Origin of the sequence: Corynebacterium halotolerans YIM 70093 = DSM 44683 (genome assembly GCF_000341345.1) — a bacterium.
In the GTDB taxonomy this organism is placed as follows: Bacteria; Actinomycetota; Actinomycetes; order Mycobacteriales; family Mycobacteriaceae; genus Corynebacterium; species Corynebacterium halotolerans.
This window is the reverse complement of record NC_020302.1, coordinates 687249-710663: the sequence shown is the minus strand read 5'-3', so window position 1 is coordinate 710663 and position 23415 is coordinate 687249. Positions and strand designations below refer to the sequence as shown.

The 23415-nt window shown below is 68.9% G+C and carries 17 protein-coding genes and 1 pseudogene; 13 read left to right on the top strand and 5 right to left on the bottom strand.

All coding sequences use genetic code 11. The annotated features are described in order from the left end of the window. The first annotated feature begins 17 nt into the window (after positions 1–17). The 11 genes and pseudogenes from A605_RS03365 (at position 18) to A605_RS03315 (ending at position 12787) form a co-directional block, all read left to right on the top strand. Positions 18–1493, top strand: coding sequence for a fumarylacetoacetate hydrolase family protein (locus A605_RS03365; protein ID WP_015400097.1), 1476 nt, complete (start codon positions 18–20; stop codon positions 1491–1493). A 19-nt stretch (positions 1494–1512) separates the two neighbouring features. Continuing rightward, positions 1513–2196 (top strand): GntR family transcriptional regulator, encoded by a 684-nt coding sequence (locus A605_RS03360; protein ID WP_015400096.1) that lies wholly within the window; start codon positions 1513–1515, stop codon positions 2194–2196. After that, on the top strand, positions 2196–3740 hold the full coding sequence (gene hpaE, locus A605_RS03355; protein ID WP_015400095.1) for a 5-carboxymethyl-2-hydroxymuconate semialdehyde dehydrogenase: 1545 nt from the start codon (positions 2196–2198) through the stop codon (positions 3738–3740). Before A605_RS03360 ends, hpaE begins: the two co-directional genes overlap by 1 nt. A gap of 51 nt (positions 3741–3791) precedes the next feature. Next, positions 3792–4901, top strand: a complete 1110-nt coding sequence (gene hpaD, locus A605_RS03350) for a 3,4-dihydroxyphenylacetate 2,3-dioxygenase (RefSeq protein ID WP_015400094.1) — start codon at positions 3792–3794, stop codon at positions 4899–4901. 9 nt (positions 4902–4910) lie between these two features. Next, positions 4911–5696 carry a 2-keto-4-pentenoate hydratase gene (locus tag A605_RS03345; protein WP_015400093.1) on the top strand — a complete coding sequence of 262 codons (786 nt, stop codon included), beginning with the start codon at positions 4911–4913 and terminating at the stop codon, positions 5694–5696. Next, positions 5681–6475: an aldolase/citrate lyase family protein gene (locus tag A605_RS03340; RefSeq protein WP_027004569.1), complete on the top strand. Its 795-nt coding sequence runs from the start codon at positions 5681–5683 to the stop codon at positions 6473–6475. Before A605_RS03345 ends, A605_RS03340 begins: the two co-directional genes overlap by 16 nt. A 7-nt stretch (positions 6476–6482) precedes the next feature. Then, complete coding sequence (locus tag A605_RS03335) at positions 6483–7955, top strand: NAD-dependent succinate-semialdehyde dehydrogenase (RefSeq protein WP_015400091.1); 1473 nt, start codon at positions 6483–6485, stop codon at positions 7953–7955. A 332-nt stretch (positions 7956–8287) separates the two neighbouring features. After that, entirely contained in the window at positions 8288–8953 is a 666-nt protein-coding gene (locus A605_RS03330) for an IclR family transcriptional regulator (protein WP_015400090.1), read from the top strand. A 175-nt stretch (positions 8954–9128) separates the two neighbouring features. Then, positions 9129–10383: pseudogene (locus A605_RS03325) on the top strand (CaiB/BaiF CoA transferase family protein). Continuing rightward, positions 10373–11239, top strand: coding sequence for a hydroxymethylglutaryl-CoA lyase (locus A605_RS03320; RefSeq protein WP_015400089.1), 867 nt, complete (start codon positions 10373–10375; stop codon positions 11237–11239). The pseudogene A605_RS03325 and the gene A605_RS03320 overlap by 11 nt, the downstream one beginning before the upstream one ends. A gap of 75 nt (positions 11240–11314) precedes the next feature. After that, complete coding sequence (locus A605_RS03315; protein ID WP_015400088.1) at positions 11315–12787, top strand: 2-hydroxycarboxylate transporter family protein; 1473 nt, start codon at positions 11315–11317, stop codon at positions 12785–12787. Positions 12788–12877: 90 nt separating this feature from the next. Here A605_RS03315 and A605_RS03310 read toward each other — a convergent pair whose 3' ends face one another. The 4 genes from A605_RS03310 to prpD all read right to left on the bottom strand — a co-directional run bounded on the left by A605_RS03310 (position 12878) and on the right by prpD (position 20092). Continuing rightward, complete coding sequence (locus A605_RS03310) at positions 12878–16291, bottom strand: pyruvate carboxylase (RefSeq protein WP_015400087.1); 3414 nt, start codon at positions 16289–16291, stop codon at positions 12878–12880. 139 nt (positions 16292–16430) lie between these two features. After that, positions 16431–17600 carry a bifunctional 2-methylcitrate synthase/citrate synthase gene (locus A605_RS03305; protein ID WP_027004556.1) on the bottom strand — a complete coding sequence of 390 codons (1170 nt, stop codon included), beginning with the start codon at positions 17598–17600 and terminating at the stop codon, positions 16431–16433. A 15-nt stretch (positions 17601–17615) separates the two neighbouring features. Then, entirely contained in the window at positions 17616–18593 is a 978-nt protein-coding gene (gene prpB, locus A605_RS03300) for a methylisocitrate lyase (protein ID WP_015400085.1), read from the bottom strand. Beyond that, complete coding sequence (gene prpD, locus A605_RS03295) at positions 18593–20092, bottom strand: 2-methylcitrate dehydratase PrpD (protein WP_015400084.1); 1500 nt, start codon at positions 20090–20092, stop codon at positions 18593–18595. Before prpD ends, prpB begins: the two co-directional genes overlap by 1 nt. Positions 20093–20274: 182 nt before the next feature. On the opposite strand from prpD, the gene A605_RS03290 reads away from it, so the two are divergent. Both A605_RS03290 and A605_RS03285 read left to right on the top strand, forming a co-directional pair. Continuing rightward, the gene (locus A605_RS03290) at positions 20275–21618 is read left to right on the top strand and encodes a short-chain fatty acyl-CoA regulator family protein (protein WP_015400083.1); all 1344 of its coding nucleotides are present in this window, start codon (positions 20275–20277) and stop codon (positions 21616–21618) included. 84 nt (positions 21619–21702) lie between these two features. After that, positions 21703–21885, top strand: coding sequence for a hypothetical protein (locus A605_RS03285; RefSeq protein WP_015400082.1), 183 nt, complete (start codon positions 21703–21705; stop codon positions 21883–21885). Between the two features lie 63 nt (positions 21886–21948). Here A605_RS03285 and A605_RS03280 read toward each other — a convergent pair whose 3' ends face one another. Beyond that, the gene (locus A605_RS03280) at positions 21949–23361 is read right to left on the bottom strand and encodes an NAD(P)H-quinone dehydrogenase (RefSeq protein ID WP_015400081.1); all 1413 of its coding nucleotides are present in this window, start codon (positions 23359–23361) and stop codon (positions 21949–21951) included. Positions 23362–23415: the final 54 nt, after the last annotated feature.

Sequence of the window (23415 nt, the reverse complement as noted above, 5' to 3'; positions counted from 1 at the left end):
GTCAGCAAAGGAGTTTCATGAATTCCCATCCCGAACTCCCCCGCAGTCCGGGGAAGATCATCGCGGTCCACACCGCGTTCGAGTCCCGGGCGGCGCAACGCGGACGCCGCCCCAAGCAACCGTCCTATTTCCTGAAGGCGGGCAGCTCGGTCTCCACTTCGGGCTCGAAGGTCGAGCGCCCGGCGGGAACTGAACTTCTCGCCTTCGAGGGTGAGATCGCCCTCGTGATCGGCAGGCCGGCCCACCGGATCCGCCTCGATGAGGCCTGGGATCATGTCGGCTGGGTGACCGCCTCCAACGACCTGGGGATCTACGATTACCGCGCCCAGGACAAGGGCTCCAACATCCGCTCCAAGAGCCGCGACGGCTACACTCCGCTGGGCCCCGAGCTGATCGACGCCCGCGAGGTCAGCCCCCGCGAGCTCCGCATCCGCACCTGGATCAACGGCGAGCTCTCCCAGGAGAGCGGCACCAGCGACGAGGAGATGATCTTCCCGCTGGAGCAGTTCGTCGCCGACCTGGCCCAGCACATGACCCTCGAGGTCGGCGACGTCATCCTGACCGGGACCCCGGCCGGCTCGACCGTCGTCCAGCCGGGCGACGTCATCGAGATCGAGGTCGACGCCGCCGGCGGCCAGACCTCCGGCAGGCTGGTGACGACGATCGTCGAGGGGCCGGGCGACTTCGACGAGTCCCTCGGCATGCTCCCCAACGTGGATGACAAGCAGACCGAGGAGGCCTGGGGCTCCCGGGAGGCCGCGGGCCTGCCGGCCGACCCGAACGCTCTCCCTGAGGAACTGCGCGCCAAGCTGCTCGAGGCCCCCACCGCCGGCCTGTCCGCCGAGCTGCGCAAGCGCGGCCTCAACCAGGTCAGCATCGAGGGCGTCCACCCGCAGACCCCGGGCACGAAGATGGTCGGGGTGGCCAAGACCCTGCGCTTCCTGCCCGGCCGCGAGGACCTCTTCAAGAGCCACGGCGGGGGCTACAACGCCCAGAAACAGGCCTTCGACGCGGTCCGCTCCGGCGAGGTCCTGGTCATCGAGGCCCGGAACGAGCCCGGCTCCGGCACCCTCGGCGACATCCTGGCGCTGCGGGCGAAGCACCTCGGTGCGGCCGGCATCGTCACCGACGGTGGGGTGCGTGACTACACCGCCGTCAAGGAGATCGGGCTCCCGGTGTTCACCCAGGGCCCCCACCCCGCGGTACTCGGCCGCAAGCACGTCCCCTGGGAGGCGGATGTGGCCGTCGCCTGCGGCAACGCGACCGTCATCCCGGGAGACATCATCGTCGGTGACGACGACGGGGTCATCGTCATCCCCCGGGATCTGGCGGAATCCGTCGTCGACGCCACCCTGACCAAGGAGCGGCAGGACGAATGGGTCGCCGAGCGGGTCGCGGAGGGCAATCCGGTCGACGGACTCTTCCCGCCGACCGGGAAGTGGAAGCAGGACTACGAGGAATGGCTGAAATCCACTGCTCCGCAATCCCGCTAGGAAAGGAGGAACAACTCTGATGATCGACCACAACGACCCCCGCTTCGACGGGATGAGCAAGACCGAGAAGGCCTACCAGCTCATCAAGGAGAAGATCACCTCCAACGAGTTCGCACCGGGCCACCGTCTGGTGCTGAGTTCGATCGCGGAGGCGCTCGACGTCAGCGTCGTTCCGGTCCGGGAGGCCATCCGCCAGCTCGAGGCGGAGGGACTGGTTGACTTCGAACGCAACGTCGGGGCCCGGGTCGCGATGATCGATCGACAGATGTACATCGACTGCATGCAGACGACGGCGATCCTGGAGGGGGCTGCCACCGCGCTGGCGGCGCCCTACCTGACGCCCTCGCAGCTCGCCAAGGCAAGCGAGCTCAACGAGAAGATGGAGACCTCGCTGACGGACCTGGACCCGAAGGAGTTCACGGTCCTGAACCAGAAGTTCCACCGCACGTTGTTCTCCAGTTGTCCGAACCGGGATCTGGTCAACCTGATCCTCACCCAGTGGAACCGGCTCGACTACCTACGCGAATCAACCTTCGCGTTCGTGCCGAACCGGGCCTGGGAATCCGTCAAGGAACACACGAGGATTCTCATGATGATCCAGGCGGAGGCCGAGCCGGTCTACATCGAGAAGCTTGCCCGCGACCACCGCCTCGCAACGCTCGAACAGTACCTGAACAGCCGATCTGAAACGAAGGAAGAATAATGACCACTGTCACCCAGTCCCAGACCGTCGCCCACGCCAAGCCGGAGAACCTGCCAGAGAAGATCCAGCACTACATCGGCGGAAAGTTCGTCAACTCCTCCGACGGCGACACCTTCGATGTGCTCGAGCCGGTGACCAACGAGGCCTACATCCAGGCCGCCTCCGGCAAGAAGGCCGACATCGACGCCGCCGTTGAGGCCGCCTCCAAGGCCTTCAAGGAGGGCCCGTGGCCGAACCTCCTCCCCCGCGAGCGCTCCCGCGTCCTGCACCGCATCGCCGACATCGTCGAGTCCCGCGACCAGGTCCTCGCCGAGATGGAGAGCTTCGACTCCGGCCTGCCCATCACCCAGGCCCTCGGCCAGGCCCGCCGCGCCGCGGAGAACTTCCGTTTCTTCGCCGACCTGATCGTCGCGCAGTCCGACGACACCTACAAGGTTCCGGGGCGCCAGATCAACTACGTCAACCGCAAGCCGATCGGCGTCGCCGGCCTGATCACCCCGTGGAACACCCCGTTCATGCTGGAGTCCTGGAAGCTGGCCCCGGCACTGGCCACCGGCAACACCGTGGTCCTGAAGCCGGCGGAGTTCACTCCGCTGTCCGCCCAGCTGTGGGCCGGCATCTTCGAGGAGGCCGGACTGCCGGAGGGCGTGTTCAACCTCGTCAACGGCTTCGGCGAGACCGCCGGTGACGCCCTGGTCAAGCACCCGGACGTCCCGCTGATCTCCTTCACCGGTGAGTCCCGCACCGGCCAGATCATCTTCGGCAACGCCGCCCCGTACCTCAAGGGTCTGTCCATGGAGCTGGGCGGCAAGTCCCCGGCCATCGTCTTCGACGACGCCGACCTGGAGGAGGCCATCAACGCCACCGTCTTCGGCGTCTTCTCCCTCAACGGCGAGCGCTGCACCGCCGGTGCCCGCATCCTGGTCCAGCGCTCCATCTACGACGAGTTCGTCGAGCGCTACGCCGCCCAGGCCAAGCGCGTGAAGGTCGGCCTGCCCTCCGACCCGGCCACCGAGGTCGGCGCCCTGGTCCACCCGGAGCACTACGAGAAGGTCACCTCCTACATCGAGATCGGCAAGTCCGAGGCACGCCTCGTCGCCGGCGGCGGCCGCCCCGAGGGATTCGAGGAGGGCAACTTCGTCCAGCCGACCGTCTTCGCGGACGTTTCCCCGGACGCCCGCATCTTCCAGGAGGAGATCTTCGGCCCCGTCGTCGCCATCACCCCCTTCGACACGGAGGAGGAGGCCCTCGAGCTGGCCAACAACACCCGCTACGGCCTGGCCGCCTACCTGTGGACCTCCGATCTCAAGCGCGCCCACAACTTCGCCCAGAACATCGAGGCCGGCATGGTGTGGCTGAACTCCAACAACGTCCGTGACCTGCGCACCCCCTTCGGCGGCGTGAAGGCCTCCGGCCTGGGCCACGAGGGCGGCTACCGCTCGATCGACTTCTACACCGATCAGCAGGCCGTGCACATCAACCTCGGCAAGGTCCACAACCCGGTCTTCGGCAAGGCCGACGACGCCAAGCAGATCGACGGCTAATCCCCTCCCCTCCCCTTCCCTCTCCACTCTCGTCCCCAAGGAGCCCCAGTCATGTCCAATTCACCCGTCGAGCTCGCCCCGGAGACCGGCAACGCCGTGCCGGACATCCTGCGTTGTGCGTACATGGAGATCGTCGTCACCGATCTGCAGCGCTCCCGCGACTTCTACGTCGACGTCCTCGGTCTGGTCGTGACCGAGGAGGACGACAACGCCATCTACCTGCGTTCCCTCGAGGAGTTCATCCACCACAACATCGTCCTGCGCAAGGGCCCGGAGGCGGCCGTCGGCGTGTTTTCCTACCGCGTGCGCACCCCTGAGGACGTCGACCGGGCCGAGGAGTTCTACCGGGCCCGCGGCTGCCGCACCGAGCGCCGCAAGGACGGCTTCGTCAAGGGTATCGGCGACTCCGTCCGCGTCGAGGACCCGCTGGGCTTCCCCTACGAGTTCTTCCACGAGGTCGACCACGTCGAGCGTCTGGCCTGGCGCTACGATCTCTACACCCCGGGCGCGCTCGTCCGCCTGGACCACTTCAACCAGGTCACCCCGGACGTGCCGAAGGCCGAGAAGTACATGGAGGACCTGGGCTTCCGCGTCACCGAGGCCATCCGCGACGAGGAGGGCACCACCTACGCCGCCTGGATGCGCCGCAAGCCGACCGTCCACGACACCGCCATGACCGGTGGCGACGGCCCGCGCATGCACCACATCGCCTTCGCCACCCACGAGAAGCACAACATCCTGTCCATCTGCGACAAGCTCGGCGCCCTGCGTATGTCGGACCACATCGAGCGCGGCCCGGGCCGCCACGGGGTGTCCAACGCCTTCTACCTCTACCTGCGGGACCCGGACGGCCACCGCATCGAGATCTACACCCAGGACTACTACACCGGCGACCCGGACAACCCGGTCGTCGTCTGGGACGTCCACGACAACCAGCGCCGCGACTGGTGGGGCACCCCGGTCGTGCCGAGCTGGTACACCGACGCCTCCCGCGTCCTGGACCTGGACGGCAACCTCGTCCCGCTGACCGAGCGCACCGACGCCTCCGAACTCGAGGAGACCATCGGCGCCGACGGCTTCTCCTACACCCGCCCCGAGGAGGGCGAGGAGTCGCTGCCGGAGTGGAAGCAGGGCGAGTACAAGCTGGGTCACCAGCTCTAGGAGAGGTATATGCTGCAGGATTCAGACATCACCCAGATCGCGGACGACCTCGCCGGGGCCGAACGCAACCGCACCATGATTCCCCTGCTCACCAAGCGTTTCGAGGGGATGACGGTGGAGGATTCCTACCGGGTGCAGAACGAGTGGCGACGCCGCGGCATCGAGGCGGGCCGGCGCCCGGTCGGCCGCAAGATCGGCCTGACCTCCAAGCCGATGCAGGAGGCCACCGGCATCACCGAGCCGGACTACGGCGCGATCTTCGCCGACATGGTCCACGAGAACGGCTCCGTCATCGAGCACGCCCAGTTCTCCAATGTCCGCGTCGAGGTGGAGCTGGCCTTCGTGCTCAAGGACGAGCTCACCGGCCCGGATGTCACGGTCTTCGATGTGCTGCGGGCGACCGAGTACGTCGTCCCGGCCCTGGAGATCCTCTCCTCCCGCATCGAGATGGAAGGCCGCACGATCGTCGACACCATCAGCGACAACGCCGCGATGGGCGCGATGGTCTACGGCGGCCGTCCGGTTGCGGTGGACGCACTCGACCTGCGCTGGGTCTCGGCCCTGCTCTACCGCAACGAGACCATCCAGGATTCCGGGGTCGCCGCCGCGGTGCTCAACCACCCGGCCACCGGTGTCGCGTGGCTGGCCAACAAGCTCGCCGAGCACGGTGACTGCCTGGCCGCCGGGGAGATCATCCTGGCCGGCTCGTTCACCCGCCCGATGTGGGTCCACCCGGGCGACACCGTCTTCGCCGACTACGGAGAGTTAGGAACCGTCACATGCCGTTTCGAGTAGAACTTCCCCCGACCTTCCATGAGGTCGTGGCTGAACGCCGGGCCACCCAGGTGGGCCTGTGGGTGTGCTCCGGCTCCGCCACCGTCGCCGAGATCGTCGCCGCCTCCGGCTGCGACTGGCTCCTCATCGACGGCGAGCACTCCCCTATCGGCCTGGAGTCCACCCTGGCCATCCTGCAGGCGGTGGGCGCCTACCCGGCCGTCCCGGTGGTGCGCGTGCCTTTCGGCGACACCGTGCTGATCAAGCAGTTCCTGGACCTGGGCGCCCAGAACCTGATGGTGCCGATGGTGCACACCGCCGCCGACGCCGAGCGGGCGGTCGCCGCGATGCACTACCCGCCGCGCGGGGTGCGCGGGGTGGGCAGTGCGCTGGCCCGTTCGGCCCGCTGGAACCGGGTGGAGGGATACCTCGCCAACGCCTCCGAGCACGTGAGCCTGACCGTCCAGGTCGAGTCGGCGGAGGCCGCGGAGAACGCCGCCGAGATCCTCGCGGTCGACGGCGTCGACGCCGTGTTCATCGGCCCCTCCGACCTCGCCGCGTCAATGGGGCTGCTCGGGCAGCAGACCCACGCGGACGTCGTCAGGCACGTCACCGACACGATCTCCGCCTCCAACGCCGCCGGCAAGCCGGTGGGCGTGAACGCCTTCAACAATGAGCAGGCGCAGCAGTACATCGACGCCGGCGCCGATTTCGTCGCCGTGGGTGCCGACGTCCAGCTGCTCGCCGGTTCCACCGCCGCACTCGCCGAGAAATTCGGCGCCTACAACACGAAGGGGTGACCCGGACATGAGCATCGACATCCAGGCACTGATCAACAAGGTCCCCACCGGCCTGCTCATCAATGGCCAGTGGACCGACTCCAGCGACGGCGAGACCTTCGACGTGGAGAACCCGGCCACCGGTGAGACCCTGGCCACCCTGGCCTCGGCCACCTCGGATGACGCGAACGCCGCCCTCGACGCCGCGTGCGCCGTCCAGGACGAGTGGGCGCGCACCCCGGCGCGGGAGCGCTCCGACATCCTGCGCCGGGCCTTCGACCTGGTGCACGAACGCGCGGAGGAATTCGCCGCACTGATGACCCTCGAGATGGGCAAGCCCCTTTCCGAGGCCCGCGGCGAGGTCACCTACGGCGCGGAGTTTCTGCGCTGGTTCTCGGAGGAGGCGGTGCGCGACTACGGCCGGGCCTACCCCGCCCCGGAGGGCACGCTGCGGATGGTCACGGTACGCAAGCCGGTGGGCCCGTGCCTGCTGATTACCCCGTGGAACTTCCCGCTGGCCATGGCCACCCGCAAGATCGCCCCGGCCGTGGCCGCCGGCTGCACGATGGTGCTCAAGCCTGCGAAGCTGACGCCGCTGACCTCCCAGTACTTCGCCCAGACCATGCTCGACGCCGGCCTGCCCGCCGGGGTGCTCAACGTGGTCGCCGGCAAGTCGGCGTCTGCGATCTCCGAGCCGATCATGGCGGATCCGCGTCTGCGCAAGGTCTCGTTCACCGGCTCGACCCCGGTGGGCAAGACCCTGATGAAGGCCGCGGCCGACAATGTGCTGCGCACCTCGATGGAACTCGGCGGCAACGCCCCGTTCATCGTCTTCGCCGACGCCGACCTGGATGAGGCGGTTGAGGGCGCGATGGGCGCGAAGATGCGCAATATCGGCGAGGCCTGCACCGCGGCCAACCGCTTCATCGTCCACGAGTCCGTGGCCGAGGAATTCGCGAACAAGTTCGCCGAGCGCATCAGCGGGCTCAACGTCGGCGACGGCCTCGATGAGGACGTCACCTGCGGGCCGTTGGTCGAGCAGAAGGCACTCGATTCCGTGGCCTCGCTGGTCGACGACGCCGTGGCCTCCGGTGCCCGCGCCGTCGCCGGTGGCAGGCGGGTGGACGGGCCCGGCTACTTCTACGAGCCGACCGTGCTGATCGACGTGCCCGCCGACGCCCGCGTGGTCCAGGAGGAGATCTTCGGCCCCGTCGCCCCGGTCATCACCTTCTCCACCGAGCAGGAGGCCATCACCCTGGCCAATGCCACCGAGTACGGCCTGGCGTCCTACGTCTTCACCGAGGACCCCAGCCGCATGTGGCGGCTGTCCGACGGTCTCGAGTTCGGCCTGATGGGCTTCAACTCCGGCGTGATCTCCAATGCCGCGGCCCCGTTCGGCGGCGTCAAGCAGTCCGGCCTCGGCCGTGAGGGCGGCGCCGAGGGCCTCGACGAGTACACCACCGTCCAGTACATCGGCATCCAGGACCCCTACCAGCGGTAGTTTCCGTGGCTTCGGTGACAGGCGGCCCCCGATCTCCGGGGGCGGTCTTTGTCATGCCACTGTCATCGACCGATCCCTTTCGGCATCAGATCAGCAGAGCATCGCTCAGTGGGGGCAGGTCTCTCCTATCTGACGGCCTCTCCACGCCCTCCTGAGGCGGCCCGGAGCCGGTCGGGCAGGTCAACTCCGGACCTCCGGGGAGCGTCCCGGGGAGAGACGCCGGCTCCCGCAGGGACCGCCGTCTCCCACGTGCGGGAGATGGTTGGAGCCCGGGCCCGGCCATCCCGCTAAACTCGTGGTTCGTCATCCACAACGGGAGGAATTGAGCCACGATGGCCGAGAAGGCAGACGGAAGCAGGAGCAGTTCCGGCTCCGGCAACCGCACGCTCGAGCGTGCCGGGGCCATCCTCGATGCAGTGGAGGATGGCCCGCAGCACGCCACTGAAATCGCCCGGCGCACCGGCCTGTCCGTCTCCACCACACACCGGCTGGCCCTGGCGATGGCGGAGACGGACTTCCTGATCCGCTACGAGGACGGCACCTTCGCCCCCGGTCGCCGGATCGTCCAGAACGACCGCGACGCCCGGAGTTTCCCGCTGATCTGGGAACTCAGCAGCCGGATCGGAGAAACCGTGCAGCTGTGGGTGCGGTCCGGAAACCAACGCATCTGCCGGGTGTCGGTGGAGGCCCCGCATGAACTCCAGGTCACGCTACCGGTCGGGGCCCGGCTCGACCTGCCCGCGGGTTCCTCGGGCGCCATCCTCGCGCAGCTGCCGGAGGCGCAGGCAGATCTGGAGCGGCAGGGGTGGGTGGAGTCCACCGGGAAACGTTCCCCCGGCGTCGCCTCGGTCAGCGCACCGATCGTCGTCGGTGGCCGACTCGTGGGAGCACTCTGCGTGGCCAAGCCGGTCAGCCGGGTGCAGCGCAGCATCGGCCTCGACCACGGCGACGACGTGCGGGAGACCGCCCGGCAGATCGCCCGCAAGCTCTCCCCCTGACCGTCGTCACCTGCCGTTTTCCCGGGCATCCCCTCCCAGGGGTGCCCTTTTTTCATGTCCTGACCAGGGTCGACGAGGAATTTCCCGAAAAGGGCTTGTGTGAACGGGACAACACCATTAGCTTTGCAGTGAGTGGGAACACACCTACCACCAGATGGGAGACACCGTGCAGAACATGCAACTTCAGGACACCGGCCAGGACGGGCCGGCGCCGCTCGAGGGCATCCGCGTCCTCGAACTCGGCAACTACATCGCCGCCCCCTTCGCCTCACGCCTCTTCGGGGACTTCGGCGCGGACGTGATCAAGGTCGAGAAGCCCGGCGGCGACGAGCTGCGCGACTGGCGACGCCCCGTCGGCAAGGTCTCGATGCTCTTCCGCACCGTCGGCCGCAACAAGCGCTCAATCGTCCTCGACCTGCGGACCCCGGAGGGCATCGAGGCCGTCAAACGCCTGATCGCCGCCTCCGACGTGGTCATCGAGAACTTCCGCCCCGGCACCATCGAACGCTAGGGCATCGGTCCCGAGGTCATCCGCGGGCTGAACCCGGACACGGTCCTGGTGCGCATCTCCGGCTACGGGCAGACCGGCCCCTACCGCAACCGCGCCGGCTTCGGCAGCGCCGCCGAGTCCTTCGCCGGCCTGCGCTACCTCACCGGTGAGCCGGACCGCCCGGCCTCCCGCGCGGCCGCCAGCATGGCCGACACCGTCGCCGGTCTCTACGGCGTGATCGGCGCGCTGATGCTCATGCTCCAGCGCGCCCGCGGCATCGAGAGCAGCGCCCGGACCGTCGACATCGGCCTCTACGAGGGAGTGTTCAGTCTCCTCGAGTCGCTGGTGCCCGAGTACGACGCCTACGGCATGGTGCGCCGCCGCTCGGGTGGTTCCCTGCCCGGGGTCGTCCCGATGGGTGCCTACCCCTGCACCGACGGACTCGAGGTGGTCATCGGCGGCAACGCGTCCAAGGTCTTCAAGCGGCTCATGCGGACCATCGGCCGCGAGGACCTCGCCGAGGACCCCTCGCTCGACACCGCCGAGGGACGCCAGGCCCGGGAGGCCGAGCTCAACGATCTTATCGGCGCATGGACCTCCTCCCTGCCGCTGCAGCAGGTGCAGGAACTGCTCGACGAGGCGGGCGTTCCGGCCGGCCCCGTCTACGACGCCCCCCAGCATCGCCGCCGACCGGCACTACCAGGCCCGCGGCATGGTCGAGGAGCACCTGGTCCAGGTCGAGGAGGACGCGGAGCCCCGCGCCGTCCGCTTCCCCGGAGTCGTGCCCGTCATCCCCGGTGCCGAGGGAAAGACCCGCTGGGTCGGCCCCGAGCTGGGCGAGCACACCGTGGACGTCCTGCAGGAGGTCGCAGGATACAGCCGCGACGAGGCCGAGGCACTGGCGGCCGGCACCGACCGGGAGGCCGTCCATGTTCATTGAGATCACCGACGTGTACCTGCGTGACGGGCTCCAGGACGAGCACGTCGTGGTGTCCACCGAGGATAAGCTCCGGATCGCCGCGGGCCTCCACCGGGCCGGTGTCACCCGCCTGGAGGCGGGCTCCTTCGTCAACCCGAAGCGGGTCCCCCAGATGGCCGACGCCGCCGAACTCTTCGCCCGCAAGCCGGAGATCTCCGCGACCTGGACCGCACTCGCGCTGAACGGGCGGGGCATCGACCGCGCCGTCGCCGCCGGCGCCGATGAGATCCAGATCGTCGCCTCGGCGAGCGAGGCGCACAGCTCCGCCAACGCCGGCGGATCCACCGCGAAGATGGTCGCCGATCTCGGCGGAACCGTGGCGAAGTACGCCTCACGCACGGGTGTCCGGTTCTTCGCCGGGATCTCCACCGCCTTCGTCTGCCCCTTCGAGGGAGACATCGCCCCGGAGCGACTCACCGAGGTCGTCGGCCACTTCACCCGTCTCGGGCTGAAGAACATCGGCCTGGCCGACACCCTCGGCTCCGCGACACCGGAGCAGGTCCTCGCCTCCGTCGCGGCGGTGCAGGAGGCGGAGCCCGACATCACGCTCTCGCTGCACCTGCACAACGCCCACGGCCGGGCCCTGGAGACCGTCACCGCCGCCGTGGAGCTCGGCATCACCAGGTTCGACTCCGCCCTGGGCGGTTTCGGCGGCTGCCCCTTCGCACCGGGGGCGGCCGGCAACCTCGACACCCTCGATCTCGTCCGGCACCTGCACTCGCTGGGGCTGGAGACGGGAATCGACGAAACACAGCTGTGTGAACTCACCGAGCTGAGCCGTCGGGTGGTGCGACAGTCCGCGCCCGTCAGCATCTGAGACAACAACCTTCGGCCGCAACGGCCGGCTGAACCCGTGGTCTGCGCCCTGTGAGGCCACGCTGAGGAGACCACCATGTCACAATCCCAGAAAACCCTTGGTTCTGACACCACTGAGACTGACGCCATCCCCGGCCCGACCCGCCCCGAGGACGTACACTTCCCCCGGATCGGCGACCGCGACAACGAGATCCGCCAGGGCCTGATCGACGGACTCGGCCCCGAACCGGGATCGGTCGGCTCCCTGACCACCAGCAGGATCCCTCCCTGGAAGGTCATCGCGGGGTTCCCGCCGCTGTACTTCGGCGCCTTCTTCGCGATCGCCCTCCTGGCCGCCTACACCGGCAATCTGCCGGAGAGCATGCTCAGCGGCTTCGCGGTGACCATGCTGCTCGGCGGGGTGCTGATCTGGATCGGCAACTTCTTCCCGTATGTGCGGGAGATGGGACTGCCGACGATCTTGTGCACCTTCGTGCCGGCCATCCTGGTCTACGTGGGCCTGTTCCCGGAGAACGTGGTCACCGTGACCCAGACCTTCGTCGACGGCACCGGGTTCCTCGACTTCTTCGTCGCCGCCATCATCGTCGGCAGTGTGCTGAGCATGCCCCGTGCCCTCCTGATCCAGGCGGGCCCGAGGTTCATCGTCCCGCTCATCGGCTGCTTGATCGCCACCTTCACGCTCGTCGGGCTACTCGGCGCGCTCTTCGGGTTCGGGATGATCGAGGCGATGCTCTTCATCGCCGCCCCGGTCATGGCCGGCGGCCTCGGCGTCGGAGCGGTGCCGACGTCGGAGATGTACGCCGACAAGATGGGCGGGTCGGCCGGGGACTTCATGGGGGATCTGATGTCCGCGGTGGTCGTCGCGAACATCGTCTGCATCCTGGTCGCGGGTCTGTACAACGCGCTCGGCAAGCTGAAGAAGCAGCCGTTCGAGGGATTCAACGGCTACGGTCAGCTGCTGCGCATCAAGAAAAAGGGCAGGGACCTGTCCGTGCCGAAGAAGAAGGAGTCCGCCGCACTCTCCGCCCTGGGCAAGGGTCTGGTGATCACCGCGGTGCTCTTCGTGCTGGGACAGTTCCTCGGCGGCACCTTCCCCTGGCTGCACACCTACGCCTGGGTGATCATCGCGGCGCTGGCCATCAAGATTTTCAAGCTCTTCCCCGAGGAGCTCGAGGATGCGGCCACCTCCTGGGGCGACATGATCCAGTCCTTCCTGGTGCCCGCGCTGCTGGTGGGTGTGTCCCTGACCTACATCAGCATCGAGGAGGTCCTGCTCTCGCTGTCCAACCCCTCTTTCATCCCGCTGATCGTCATCACCGTGCTGATCTCCGCGCTCTCATCGGGACTGCTGGGTTGGCTGGTGAAGATGAACTTCATCGAGGCCTCCATCACCCCGGGCCTGGTGATGGCCGACACCGGTGGCAGTGGTGACGTCGCGGTGCTCAGCGCCGCCCAGCGCATGCACCTGATGCCCTTCGCGGCCCTGACGACCCGGTTCGGTGGTGTGCTCGTCCTGTTCGGGACCTCGCTCCTCACGACCTTCCTGTAAGTCCCGCCGTCCCGCCGCACACAAATAAGCTCCCGTTCCCTCCGGAACGGGAGCTTATCCGTGGTTCACCCATGTTCACCCATGGCGGTACTAGCCGATCACCACGATCAGGTCCCCGCCCTCGACCTTGGTGGCCTGGGCCAGGGCGACGCGCTCGACCTTTCCGTCCACCGGTGCGGTGATGGTGGCCTCCATCTTCATCGCCTCGATCACGGCGACCGGGTCGCCGGCCTTGACCTCCGCGCCGGTCTCGATGGTCACGTTGACCACCCCGGCGAACGGTGCCGCCACGTGACCGACCACGGAGGGGTCGGCCTTCTCCGCGGAGGCGGTGACGGACTCGACCGAGTGGTCGCGGACCTTCAGCGGCCGGATCTGGCCGTTGACGTTGCAGACCACCTGCCGCATGCCCTTCTCGTCGGGCTCGCCGACGGCGTCGAGACGCACCACCATCGGCGGGGTGTCGCCGCCGTTGACGAAGCGGATGACGTTCTCCTCGCCCTCCTTCAGTCCGTAGAAGAAGACCCGGTCATCGAGGGCGGAGGTGTTGCCGAAGCGGCGGCGGTGCTCGGCGAACTCCTCGGCCTGCTTCGGGAAGAGCAGGCGGTCCAGGGCCGCGCGGCGCACCGTGCGGTCCTCGGACCCCAGGTTCTCCGCCTCCTCGGCCGGGACCTCGACCATCGGCGCCTTACCCTCACCGCGGCCTGCCAGGGCCTTGTCGCGCAGCTCGGGCCAACCGCCGGGCGGGGTGCCCAACTCGCCACGCAGGAAGGCGATCACCGAGTCCGGGATGTCGTAGCGCTGCGGGTCGGCGGCGAAATCCTCCGGATCCACGTTCGCGCCCACCAGGTGCAGCGCGAGGTCGCCGACGACCTTGGACGACGGGGTGACCTTGGTGGGCCGGCCCAGCATCTCGTTGACGGCCGCGTAGTAGTCCTCGATGAGCTCGAAACGGTCCGCCAGGCCCAGCGCCTTGGCCTGGGTGCGCAGATTGGACAGCTGGCCGCCGGGGATTTCGTGGTGGTACACCCTCCCCGTCGGTCCGGGCACGCCCGCCTCGAAGGGGGCGTAGAGCTCGCGGACCGCCTCCCAGTAGGGTTCGAGGTCGGACACGGCGTCGAGCGAGAGGCCGGTGTCGCGGTCGGTGTCGGCGAAGGCGGCGACGATCGCGGACAGCGACGGCTGGGAGGTGGTGCCGGACAGCGGTGCCGACGCCCCGTCGACGGCGTCGGCACCCGCGCGGGCTGCCGCGAGGTAGGTGGCCAGCTGGCCACCGGCGGTGTCGTGGGTGTGCACGTGCACCGGCAGGTCGAATTCCCTGCGCAGCGCCGTGACCAGCTTGGCGGCCGCGCCCGGCCGCAGCAGGCCGGCCATGTCCTTGATGGCCAGGACGTGCGCTCCGGTGCCGACGATCTCCTCGGCCAGCCTGAGGTAGTAGTCGAGGGTGTAGATGTCCTCGTTCGGGTCCAGCAGGTTACCGGAGTAGGCCATGGCTACCTCGGCGACGGTGGTGCCGGTCTCCAGGACGGCGTCGATGGCCGGGCGCATCTGGGACACGTCGTTCAGGGCGTCGAAGATGCGGAAGATGTCCACGCCGGAATCAGCGGCCTCACGGACGAAGGCACGGGCCACGGAGTCCGGGTACGGGGTGTAGCCGACGGTGTTGCGCCCGCGCAGCAGCATCTGGATGTTGACGTTCGGCATGGCCTCGCGCAGGGCGTCGAGACGCTGCCACGGATCCTCGTAGAGGAAGCGCATGGCGACGTCGTAGGTCGCGCCACCCCAGGCCTCCACGGACAGCAGGTTCGGGGTCAACCGGCCGACATGCTTCGCGGCATCGACCAGCGTCGAGGAGCGCACGCGCGTGGCCAGCAGGGACTGGTGGGCGTCGCGGAAGGTGGTGTCGGTGACGGCCAGGGCGTGCTGCGTGCGCAGCGCCTCCGCGAATTTCTGCGGGCCCAGGTCGCGCAGCAGGTCACGCGAACCGCGCGGCAGGGGGCCGTCGCCCAGCTCCGGCAGCTTGTCGAAGGGCCGGATCTCGGTGGGGCGGTCACCGTTGGGACGGTTGACGGTGACGTCCGCCAGGTAGTCGAGGACCCGGCCCGGCTCATCGTCGGCGGGCGGGGCGGCCAGCAGGTGCGCATGGTCGCCGATGAAGCTGGTGGCGATGCGCCGGGACCGGAAATCCTCCTCGCGCAGCAGGGCGCGCAGGAAACCGATGTTGGTGGCCACCCCGGAGACGGTGAACTCGGCCAGGGCGCGCTGGGCGCGGGCGACCGCCATGGCGAAGTCCGCGCCGCGGCAGGTCATCTTGACCAGCAGGGAGTCGAAGTTCGGGGTGATCTCGGTGCCGACGGACACGGAACCGTCGAGGCGCACGCCCGCGCCACCCGGGGAGCGGTAGGCGGTGATGGTGCCCGAGTCGGGGCGGAAGTTGTTGGCCGGGTCCTCGGTGGTGATGCGGCACTGCAGGGCCGCGCCGGTGAGCCGGACGGACTCCTGGGTCAGGCCCAGGTCCTGCAGCGTCGCGCCGGCGGCGAGGTGCATCTGCGCCTTGACGATGTCGACGGAGGTGACCTCCTCCGTGACGGTGTGCTCGACCTGGACGCGCGGGTTCATCTCGATGAAGACGTGGTTGCCGGCCTCGTCGACGAGGAACTCCACGGTGCCCGCGCCCTGGTAGTTGATCGACCGGCAGAAGGCCACGGCGTCGGCGCAGATCTTCTCGCGCAGCTGCGGGTCGAGGTGCTGGGCCGGGGCGATCTCCACGACCTTCTGGTGGCGGCGCTGCAGGGAGCAGTCGCGCTCGTAGAGGTGGATGACGTCCCCGGTGGCGTCACCGAGGATCTGGACCTCGATGTGCTGCGGGTTGATCACCGCACGCTCGAGGTAGACGTGGCCGTCACCGAAGGCGGCCTCCGCCTCCCGCGAGGCCTCCGCGGCACGGGCCGGCAGATCCTCCGGCTTCTCGACGAAGCGCATGCCGCGCCCGCCGCCGCCGGCGACGGCCTTGACGAAGACGGGGAAGGTGAAGTCCCCGGCCATCGCCACCAGCTCGTCGACGTCGGTGGACGGCCTCGAGTCCTGCAGCACCGGCAGGCCCGCGGCCTTCGCGGCGTCGACGGCCGCGGACTTGTCGCCGGTGAGATCCAGGGTCTCCGGGGTGGGGCCGATGAAGGTCACGCCGGCCTCCGCGCAGCGGCGGGCCAGCTCAGCGTTCTCCGACAGGAAGCCGTAGCCGGGGTAGACGGCGTCGGCGCCGGACTTCTTGGCCGCCCGGATGATCTCGTTGATGTCCAGGTACGCTTTGACCGGGGAGCCCTCGGAACCGATCCGCACCGCCTCGGAGGCGAAGGAGCGGTGGAAGGAGTTGCGGTCCTCCCTCGGATAGACCGCGACGGTCGCGGCGCCGGTCTCGAAGGCGGCGCGGAACGCCCGGACCGCGATCTCACCGCGGTTGGCTACGAGCACCTTCTTGAACGCTGGGAGTGTGGTGGTGGCCACGTGAGGAGTCCTTTCCGGGTAACAGGCATGTGAGATAACTCTCTGCCATACAATAACGCAGGGTTCGCCATACGAACACTAAGCCGGCCGGCCGGTCCCCTACGGGGGCACCCCGACCGGCCGGTTCGACCGGCTCCGGTTAGCTGCCGGACTTCGCCGGCACCGAGCGCTGCTCCGCGCCGTTGTAGGCGGACAGGGGGCGGATGAGCGAGTTGTTCTCGTACTGCTCGACGATGTGGGCGGTCCAGCCGGTCACGCGCGCCAGGACGAACAGCGGGGTGAAGAACTCCACCGGGAAACCCAGCAGGTGATAGGCCGGCCCGGACGGGAAGTCCAGGTTGGGCTTGATGCCGGTGCGCCCGTCCATGACCCCGGCCATGATGTCGTACATCTCGACCCACTTCCCGCCGTCGTGGCGCTCGGCCAGGCTGCGCAGCTCCGCCTCCATCGTCGGCACGCGCGAGTCGCCGCTCTTGTAGACGCGGTGGCCGAAGCCCATGACCAGGCGCTTGTTGTCGAGGGCGTCGGTCATCCACTCCTCGGCCCGGGCGGGGTCGTCGATCTCCAGCATGGTGTGCATGACGAACTCGTTGGCGCCGCCGTGCAGCGGGCCCTTCAGCGCGCCGATCGCGCCGGTCAGCGCGGAGTAGGCGTCCGAACGGGTGGAGGTGATCACCCGGGAGGTGAACGTGGAGGCGTTGAAGGAGTGCTCGGCGTAGAGGATGAGCGATTTCTCGAAGGCGCGGACGTCCCCGGGGTTGCTCGCCGGGGAGTCCTCCCCGTCACCGAAGACCATGTAGAGGAAGTTCTCCGCGAAGCTGCGGTCCAGGTCCGGCTCGACGAACTCCTCGCCGCGGCGGCGCCGGATGTCCAGGGCGACGGCCGTGGGCAGCTGGGCCATCAGGTGCAGTCCGATGCGCCGGATGTGCTCCGTGTCCGTGGTGAAGGGCTCCGGGTCCTTGGTGCCCAGGTAGGACACCGCGGTGCGCAGCACGTCCATCGGGTGGCAGGTGTCCGGCAGGGTGCGGACCAGGTCGACCAGGCCCTGGTCGAGGGCGCGCAGGGCGCGGCCCTCCCGGTTGAAGTCCGCGAGCTCGGTTTCCGTCGGCAGCTCGCCGTTCCACAGCAGGTAGGCGACCTCCTCGAAGGAGCAGTGCTCGCACAGCTCCTGGACGGGGTAGCCGCGGTAGGTCAGGGAGTTGGTCTCGGGCACGACCTTGGACACGGCGGTGTAGTCGGCGATCACCCCGTAGAGGCCCTTGCGGATCTCGGGTTCGTTGGTGGTGGTGTGCTTGGTGGCGCTGGTCATGACGGTCATCCCCTCTCAGGAGTTCTTGTGGGTGGGGTCGGTGGAATCGGAGGCGTAGGTGGCGTAGGGGGTGAAGCTGGACTGGTAGTTCTCCGCCGAGTAGGTGAACACCTGCTGGTCGAAGGCGTTGTACTCGGCGTAGCGCAGCAGCTCGTAGAGCCGCGAGCGGTGCTGCATGCGGTCGACCCAGCCGGACTGGGTGCCGGTGACGGCGATGTCCTGCAGGGCGTGCTCGACCTGGCCCATGGCGATGCGCAGGGTGGTGACGGGGTAGATGACGGCGTTGTAACCGATGTCCTGCAGCTGGTCGGCCGGCAGCAGCTCGGTCTTGCCGAACTCGGTCATGTTGGCCAGCAGCGGCACGTCGACGGCCCCACGGAATTTCTCGAAGTCCGCCGGGGTGTGCAGCGCCTCGGTGAAGATCATGTCCGCGCCGGCGTCGGCGTAGGCCTTGGCGCGCTCGATCGCGGCGTCGATGCCCTCGACCCCGGCGGCGTCGGTGCGCGCGCAGATGATGAAGGTGTCGTCGCGGCGCTCGTTGACCGCGGCGGTGATGCGGCGCAGCATCAGCTCGGTGGGCACGACCTCCTTGCCGTCGAGGTGGCCGCAGCGCTTGGGGTTGACCTGGTCCTCGAGGTGGCAGCCGGCCACGCCGGCGTCCTCCAGCTCGGAGACGGTGCGCGCCGCCGACATCGGTTCGCCGAAGCCGGTGTCGGCGTCGACGAGCACGGGCAGGTCGGTGCTGCGCGCGATCTGGCGGGCGCGCCCGGCGACCTCGGTCAGCGTGGTCAGGCCGATGTCCGGCAGTGCCAGGTCGGCGGAGACGACCGCGCCGGAGACGTACACGCCCTCGAAGCCGGCGTCCTGGATGGCGCGGCCCACCAGCGGGGAGAACGCCCCGGGCAGGCGCTGGATGGTGCCGGAGTTCAGGCCGTCGCGCAGCGCCTGCCGACGCTCGCGCGGGGTGAAGGTGGTGGAGTACAGGCCGGCCATCACAGCAGTCCTTCCGGGGTGGTCGGGGCACGGTCGAGCACGTCCTGCTCAAGCGTGATGTTCAGCTCGCCCAGATCCGTGAGGTTCTCGGTGTTCTCGGCCGCGGCGAGGAAGCGGTCCTGCTCGGCCTCGGAGACGACGCCCTCGGCCAGGGTGCGGAACTTGTGCACGTACTGGTCGCGGGCGAACGGGCGGGCGCCGAGCGGGTGGGCGTCGGCCACGGCGATCTCGTCGTCGAGGACGGTGCCGTCCTTGAGCGTGATGACGGCGCGGCCGCCGAAGGCCTTCTCGTTCGGGTCGGTGGACAGGTAGCGGCGGGTCCACTCCGGGTGCTCCACGGTGGAGATCCTGTGCCACAGCTCGACGGTGTCGGGGCGGTTGGCGCGCTCCGGGGTGTAGGAGCGCTCGTGGTGCCACTCACCGTCCTCGAGGGCGACGGCGAAGATGTAGGGGATCGAGTGGTCGAGGGTCTCGCGCGTGGCGTTCGGGTCGAATTTCTGCGGGTCGTTCGAGCCGGTGCCGATGACGTAGTGCGTGTGGTGCGAGGTGTGCAGGACGATCGACTCGACCTGCGTGGTGTCGCCGACGCGCTCCCGCATGCGGCGGGCCAGGTCGATCAGCGCCTGGGCCTGGTACTCGGCGGAGTGCTCCTTGGTGAAGGTGGCGAGGATGGCGCGCTTTTCCTCGCCCTCGGCCGGCAGTGGGACGGTGTACTCGTGTTCCGGGCCGGAGAGCAGCCAGGCGATCACGCCGTCCTCGCCCTCCCAGATCGGGGCGGGCGCCCCCTCACCGCGCATGGCCCGGTCGACGGCCTCGATGGCCATCTTGCCGGCGAAGGACGGGGCGAAGGCCTTCCAGGAGGAGATCAGTCCCTTGCGGGACTGGCGGGTGGCGGTGGTGGTGTGCAGCGCCTGGCCGATGGCCTGGTAGATCGTGTCCACGTCGAGGTCGAGCAGGGTGCCGATGCCGGCGGCGGCCGACGGGCCGAGGTGGGCCACGTGGTCGATCTTGTGCTCGTGGAGGCAGATGCCGCGGACCAGGTCGACCTGGATCTCGTAGCCGGTGGCCAGGCCGCGGATGAGCTCCCGGCCGCCCTTGCCGGCCTGCTGCGCGGCGGCGAGGATCGGTGGGATGTTGTCGCCCGGGTGGGAGTATTCGGCGGCGAGGAAGGTGTCGTGGAAGTCGAGCTCACGCACGGCGGTGCCGTTGGCCCAGGCGGCCCATTCGGCGGAGAAGGTGCCCGGGATGCCGAAGACGGTCGCGCCCTTCGACGTCACGGCGTGGGCCTGCGCCTGACGGCGGGCCACGGTGACGGGACGGCGGAGCACGGAGGCGGCGGAGACGGCGGCGTTGTCGATGATCCGGTTGATGATCATCTCCTTCGTCTCCTCCGGGACCTCGACGGGGTCGGCGGCGACGCGTGCGATCTTGTGGGCGAGGTGCTCCTCGTGGGGGAACTCCTCGGCGGATCGGCGGGTGCGCACGGGGTGGTCGATCATGGCGGGCGGTCAACTCCTCGGATGACGGGACAATACTGCTGACGAGCTGATGCTCACACTAGTCGGCGAATTGTGCGTCACCTCACAGCGAATGGTGTGTAAAGTAGCGGCATATCCTGCCCGAATCTGCGAAACTTGTGGAACATACAGCTCATGACCCTGAAACGGGGTGGAGGTTCACGATGACGAAGCATTTCGCGGGGGGACGGATCCGCACGCTGCGCAGGACGCGCAGTCTCACGCAGGTGGAGATGGCCCGCCGCCTCGACCTGTCCACCAGCTACCTCAACCAGCTCGAGAACGACCAGCGCCCCCTGACCGTCACCGTGCTCATGGCGCTGTCCTCCGCCTTCGACGTCGACCCGGCCTTCTTCTCCCCGGAACACGACGCCCGCACCGTCGGCGAGCTGCGCGACGTCTTCCCCGACGCGCCCGTCGACCAGCTGGCCGACCTGGCCGCCCGCCACCCCGATCTCGTGCCCGGTGTCCTCGACCTGGCCCACCGCTCCCCCGCCCCGGCGGAGATCAGCCCGTACGAGCTGGTGCGCGATTACTTCTACGATGCCCACAACTACATCGACGAGCTCGACACCCTGGGCGAGGAGCTGGCCGGCCGGCTGGGCGAGCCGCAGTTGCGGCTGACCCGCCTGGCCACGGTCCTCGACCGCGAGCTCGGTGTGACGGTGCGCTTCCGCAAACTCACCTCCGGCCCGCGGCGCATCTTCCACCCCGGCGGCCGGGAACTGCACCTGCGCACCGGCCTGTCGGAGGCTCAGCTGTGCTTCGAACTGGCCCTGCAGTACGCGCTGCTGGCGCTGCCGGACCTCCTCGATGAGCTGTCGGCGTCACTGCCCACCGAGGAATCGCGTGCCATCGCCCGGCTGGCGCTGGCCCAGTACTTCGCGGCGGCGGTGACCATGCCGTACGAGATCATGCTGACCACCGCCGAGGACACCCGCTACGACATCGACCGGATCGCCGACCACTTCGGCACCGGCTTCGAGACCACCTGCCACCGGCTGTCCACCCTGCAGCGCCCGGGTGCGCGCGGGGTGCCGTTCTTCTTCGTGCGCACCGACCGGGCGGGCAACATCTCCAAGCGGCAGTCGGCCACGAGTTTCCACTTCTCCCGTTCGGGCGGTTCCTGCCCCCTGTGGGTCATCCACCGTGCCTTCGAGACCCGCGGGCGCATCACCCGCCAGGTGGCCGGCATGCCGGACGGGCGCCACTACCTGTGGATCGCGCGCACGGTGCACGGGCAGTCCCGTGGTTTCGGCACCCCGAACAAGGAATTCGCCGTCGCACTCGGCTGCGATCTGGAGCAGGCGGAACGCCTGGTCTACTCCTCGGGGCTGGATCTGTCCCCGGCCTCGGCCACCCCCATCGGGCCGGGCTGCCGGGCCTGTCCCCGGGAGCGCTGCCCCCAACGGGCCTTCCCCCAGGCGGGCAGGCGGACCGTCGTCGATCTGGACGCGACCGTCGACGAGTCCTACGCGACGGTCACGCCGGATCCTCGGGGAGCATGAGCGGGTGAGCGGTGCCGGGTCCATCGGCGGGCACGCCCCTCTCCCCCGTGAACCTCACCCGACCCCCCACCGGAGGTATCAGCCGTGACCGGAAACCGGCGCCCCGACCGCAACGCCCCCGTGGTTTTCCTGTTCGGCGTGGCCCTGAGTCTGTGGCTCGGGCTGCGCCATTCCTGGTGGCCCACCGGGCTGCTGATGCTGGCGCTCGCCGTGGCGGGCGCGATCGTGGTGCACCTGGTCCGGAGCCGTCACCGGGACCGTGGATAACCGGCGGGGCAGACGAAAGGCGGCACCTCCCCCACCGCCGCGTCGACGGCCCCTACGGGGCGGTCACTCCAGATCGTCGTGCGCCACGAGACGGCGCGCCGCCTCGGTGATGGATCCCGACAGGGACGGGTAGACCGCGAAGGTGTCCGCCAGGTCCTTGACGGTGAGGTTGTTCGTGACCGCGACGGCGATCGGCAGGATCAGCTCGGAGGCGCTCGGGGCCACGATGACGCCGCCGATGACGAGGCCGGAGTTGCGGCGGCAGAAGAGCTTGACGAAGCCGTGGCGCAGGGAGCGCATCTTGGCGCGCGGGTTGGTCTGCAGCGGCAGGACCACCGTGCGGGCGGAGACCTCGCCGCTGTCGACCTCGGCGTGGGTGACGCCCACGGTGGCGATCTCCGGGCGGGTGAACACGGCCGTGGCCACGGTCTTCAGGCGGATCGGACTGACACCCTCGCCGAGGGCGTGGTAGATGGCCAGGCGGCCCTGCATCGCGGCGACGGAGGCCAGCGGGAACAGGGTGGTGCAGTCACCGGCGGCGTAGACGCCGGTGACGTTCGTGCGTGAGACACGGTCGACCTTGATGTGGCCCGAATCGGTGGTCTCCACGCCGATGTTCTCGAGGGCGAGCTTCTTCGTCGACGGGATGGAGCCGATGGACATCAGGGCGTGGGAGCCGTGGATCTCGCGGCCGTCGGTGGTGCGCACCACGACGCCGTTGCCGTCCTCGGTGCGGGTGACCGTCTCGACGCGCGCGTGCTTCTCCAGCGCGACGCCGCGCTCGGCGAGCACGTGCTCGAGCACGTCGGCCGCGTCGGCGTCGTCGTGCGGGAGGATGCGGTCACGGGAGGCGACCATGGTCACCTTCACGCCCAGCTCGGCGAAGGCGGAGACGAACTCCGCACCGGTCACGCCGGAGCCGACGACGATCAGGTGCTCGGGTGTCTCGGTGAGGTCGTAGACCTGCTGCCAGGTGAGGATGCGCTCGCCGTCGGGCTGGGCGCCGGGCAGGATGCGCGGGGTGGCTCCGGTGCCGATGAGCACCATCTCGCAGTCGAGCTCCTCGACCGTGCCGTCGTGGTGGGTGGCGGTCACGGCGTGGGTCATCTGGTCCTGCTGGTCCTCGGAGAAGCTTCCCCAGCCCTTGATGATGCGCACCCCGGCGCGCTCCAGCTGCTGGGTGATGTCCTTCGACTGCTGTTCGGCGAGCGCCTTGACGCGGGTGTTCAGCGCCTGGATGTGGATGCGGGCCCGGCCCAGCAGACTGTTGAGACCCATGTCGTCCGCGCGGCGCATGTCGGTCTTGATGCCGGTGCCGGCGATGAAGGACTTCGAGGGCACTGAATCGTAGAGGATGCTGGAACCACCGGGGCCCTGGGCCTCGATCAGGGTGATCTCCGCTCCGTACTTGGCTCCGGCCAGTGCGGCCTCGTAGCCGCCGGGGCCACCTCCGATGATGACAATCCGCTGGGTCACGGGCACTCCTTCTCGTTAAATTCTCGACTGAGGCAGGGGGCGATTATTGCCTCT

Bases quoted from the DNA above. Each gene is read 5' to 3' on its own strand.
- A605_RS03365 (WP_015400097.1), top strand. From the start codon at position 18: ATGAATTCCCATCCCGAACTCCCCCGCAGTCCGGGGAAGATCATCGCG.
- A605_RS03360 (WP_015400096.1), top strand. From the start codon at position 1,513: ATGATCGACCACAACGACCCCCGCTTCGACGGGATGAGCAAGACCGAG.
- hpaE (WP_015400095.1), top strand. From the start codon at position 2,196: ATGACCACTGTCACCCAGTCCCAGACCGTCGCCCACGCCAAGCCGGAG.
- hpaD (WP_015400094.1), top strand. From the start codon at position 3,792: ATGTCCAATTCACCCGTCGAGCTCGCCCCGGAGACCGGCAACGCCGTG.
- A605_RS03345 (WP_015400093.1), top strand. From the start codon at position 4,911: ATGCTGCAGGATTCAGACATCACCCAGATCGCGGACGACCTCGCCGGG.
- A605_RS03340 (WP_027004569.1), top strand. From the start codon at position 5,681: ATGCCGTTTCGAGTAGAACTTCCCCCGACCTTCCATGAGGTCGTGGCT.
- A605_RS03335 (WP_015400091.1), top strand. From the start codon at position 6,483: ATGAGCATCGACATCCAGGCACTGATCAACAAGGTCCCCACCGGCCTG.
- A605_RS03330 (WP_015400090.1), top strand. From the start codon at position 8,288: ATGGCCGAGAAGGCAGACGGAAGCAGGAGCAGTTCCGGCTCCGGCAAC.
- A605_RS03320 (WP_015400089.1), top strand. From the start codon at position 10,373: ATGTTCATTGAGATCACCGACGTGTACCTGCGTGACGGGCTCCAGGAC.
- A605_RS03315 (WP_015400088.1), top strand. From the start codon at position 11,315: ATGTCACAATCCCAGAAAACCCTTGGTTCTGACACCACTGAGACTGAC.
- A605_RS03305 (WP_027004556.1), bottom strand. From the start codon at position 17,600: ATGACCAGCGCCACCAAGCACACCACCACCAACGAACCCGAGATCCGC.
- prpB (WP_015400085.1), bottom strand. From the start codon at position 18,593: ATGGCCGGCCTGTACTCCACCACCTTCACCCCGCGCGAGCGTCGGCAG.
- prpD (WP_015400084.1), bottom strand. From the start codon at position 20,092: ATGATCGACCACCCCGTGCGCACCCGCCGATCCGCCGAGGAGTTCCCC.
- A605_RS03290 (WP_015400083.1), top strand. From the start codon at position 20,275: ATGACGAAGCATTTCGCGGGGGGACGGATCCGCACGCTGCGCAGGACG.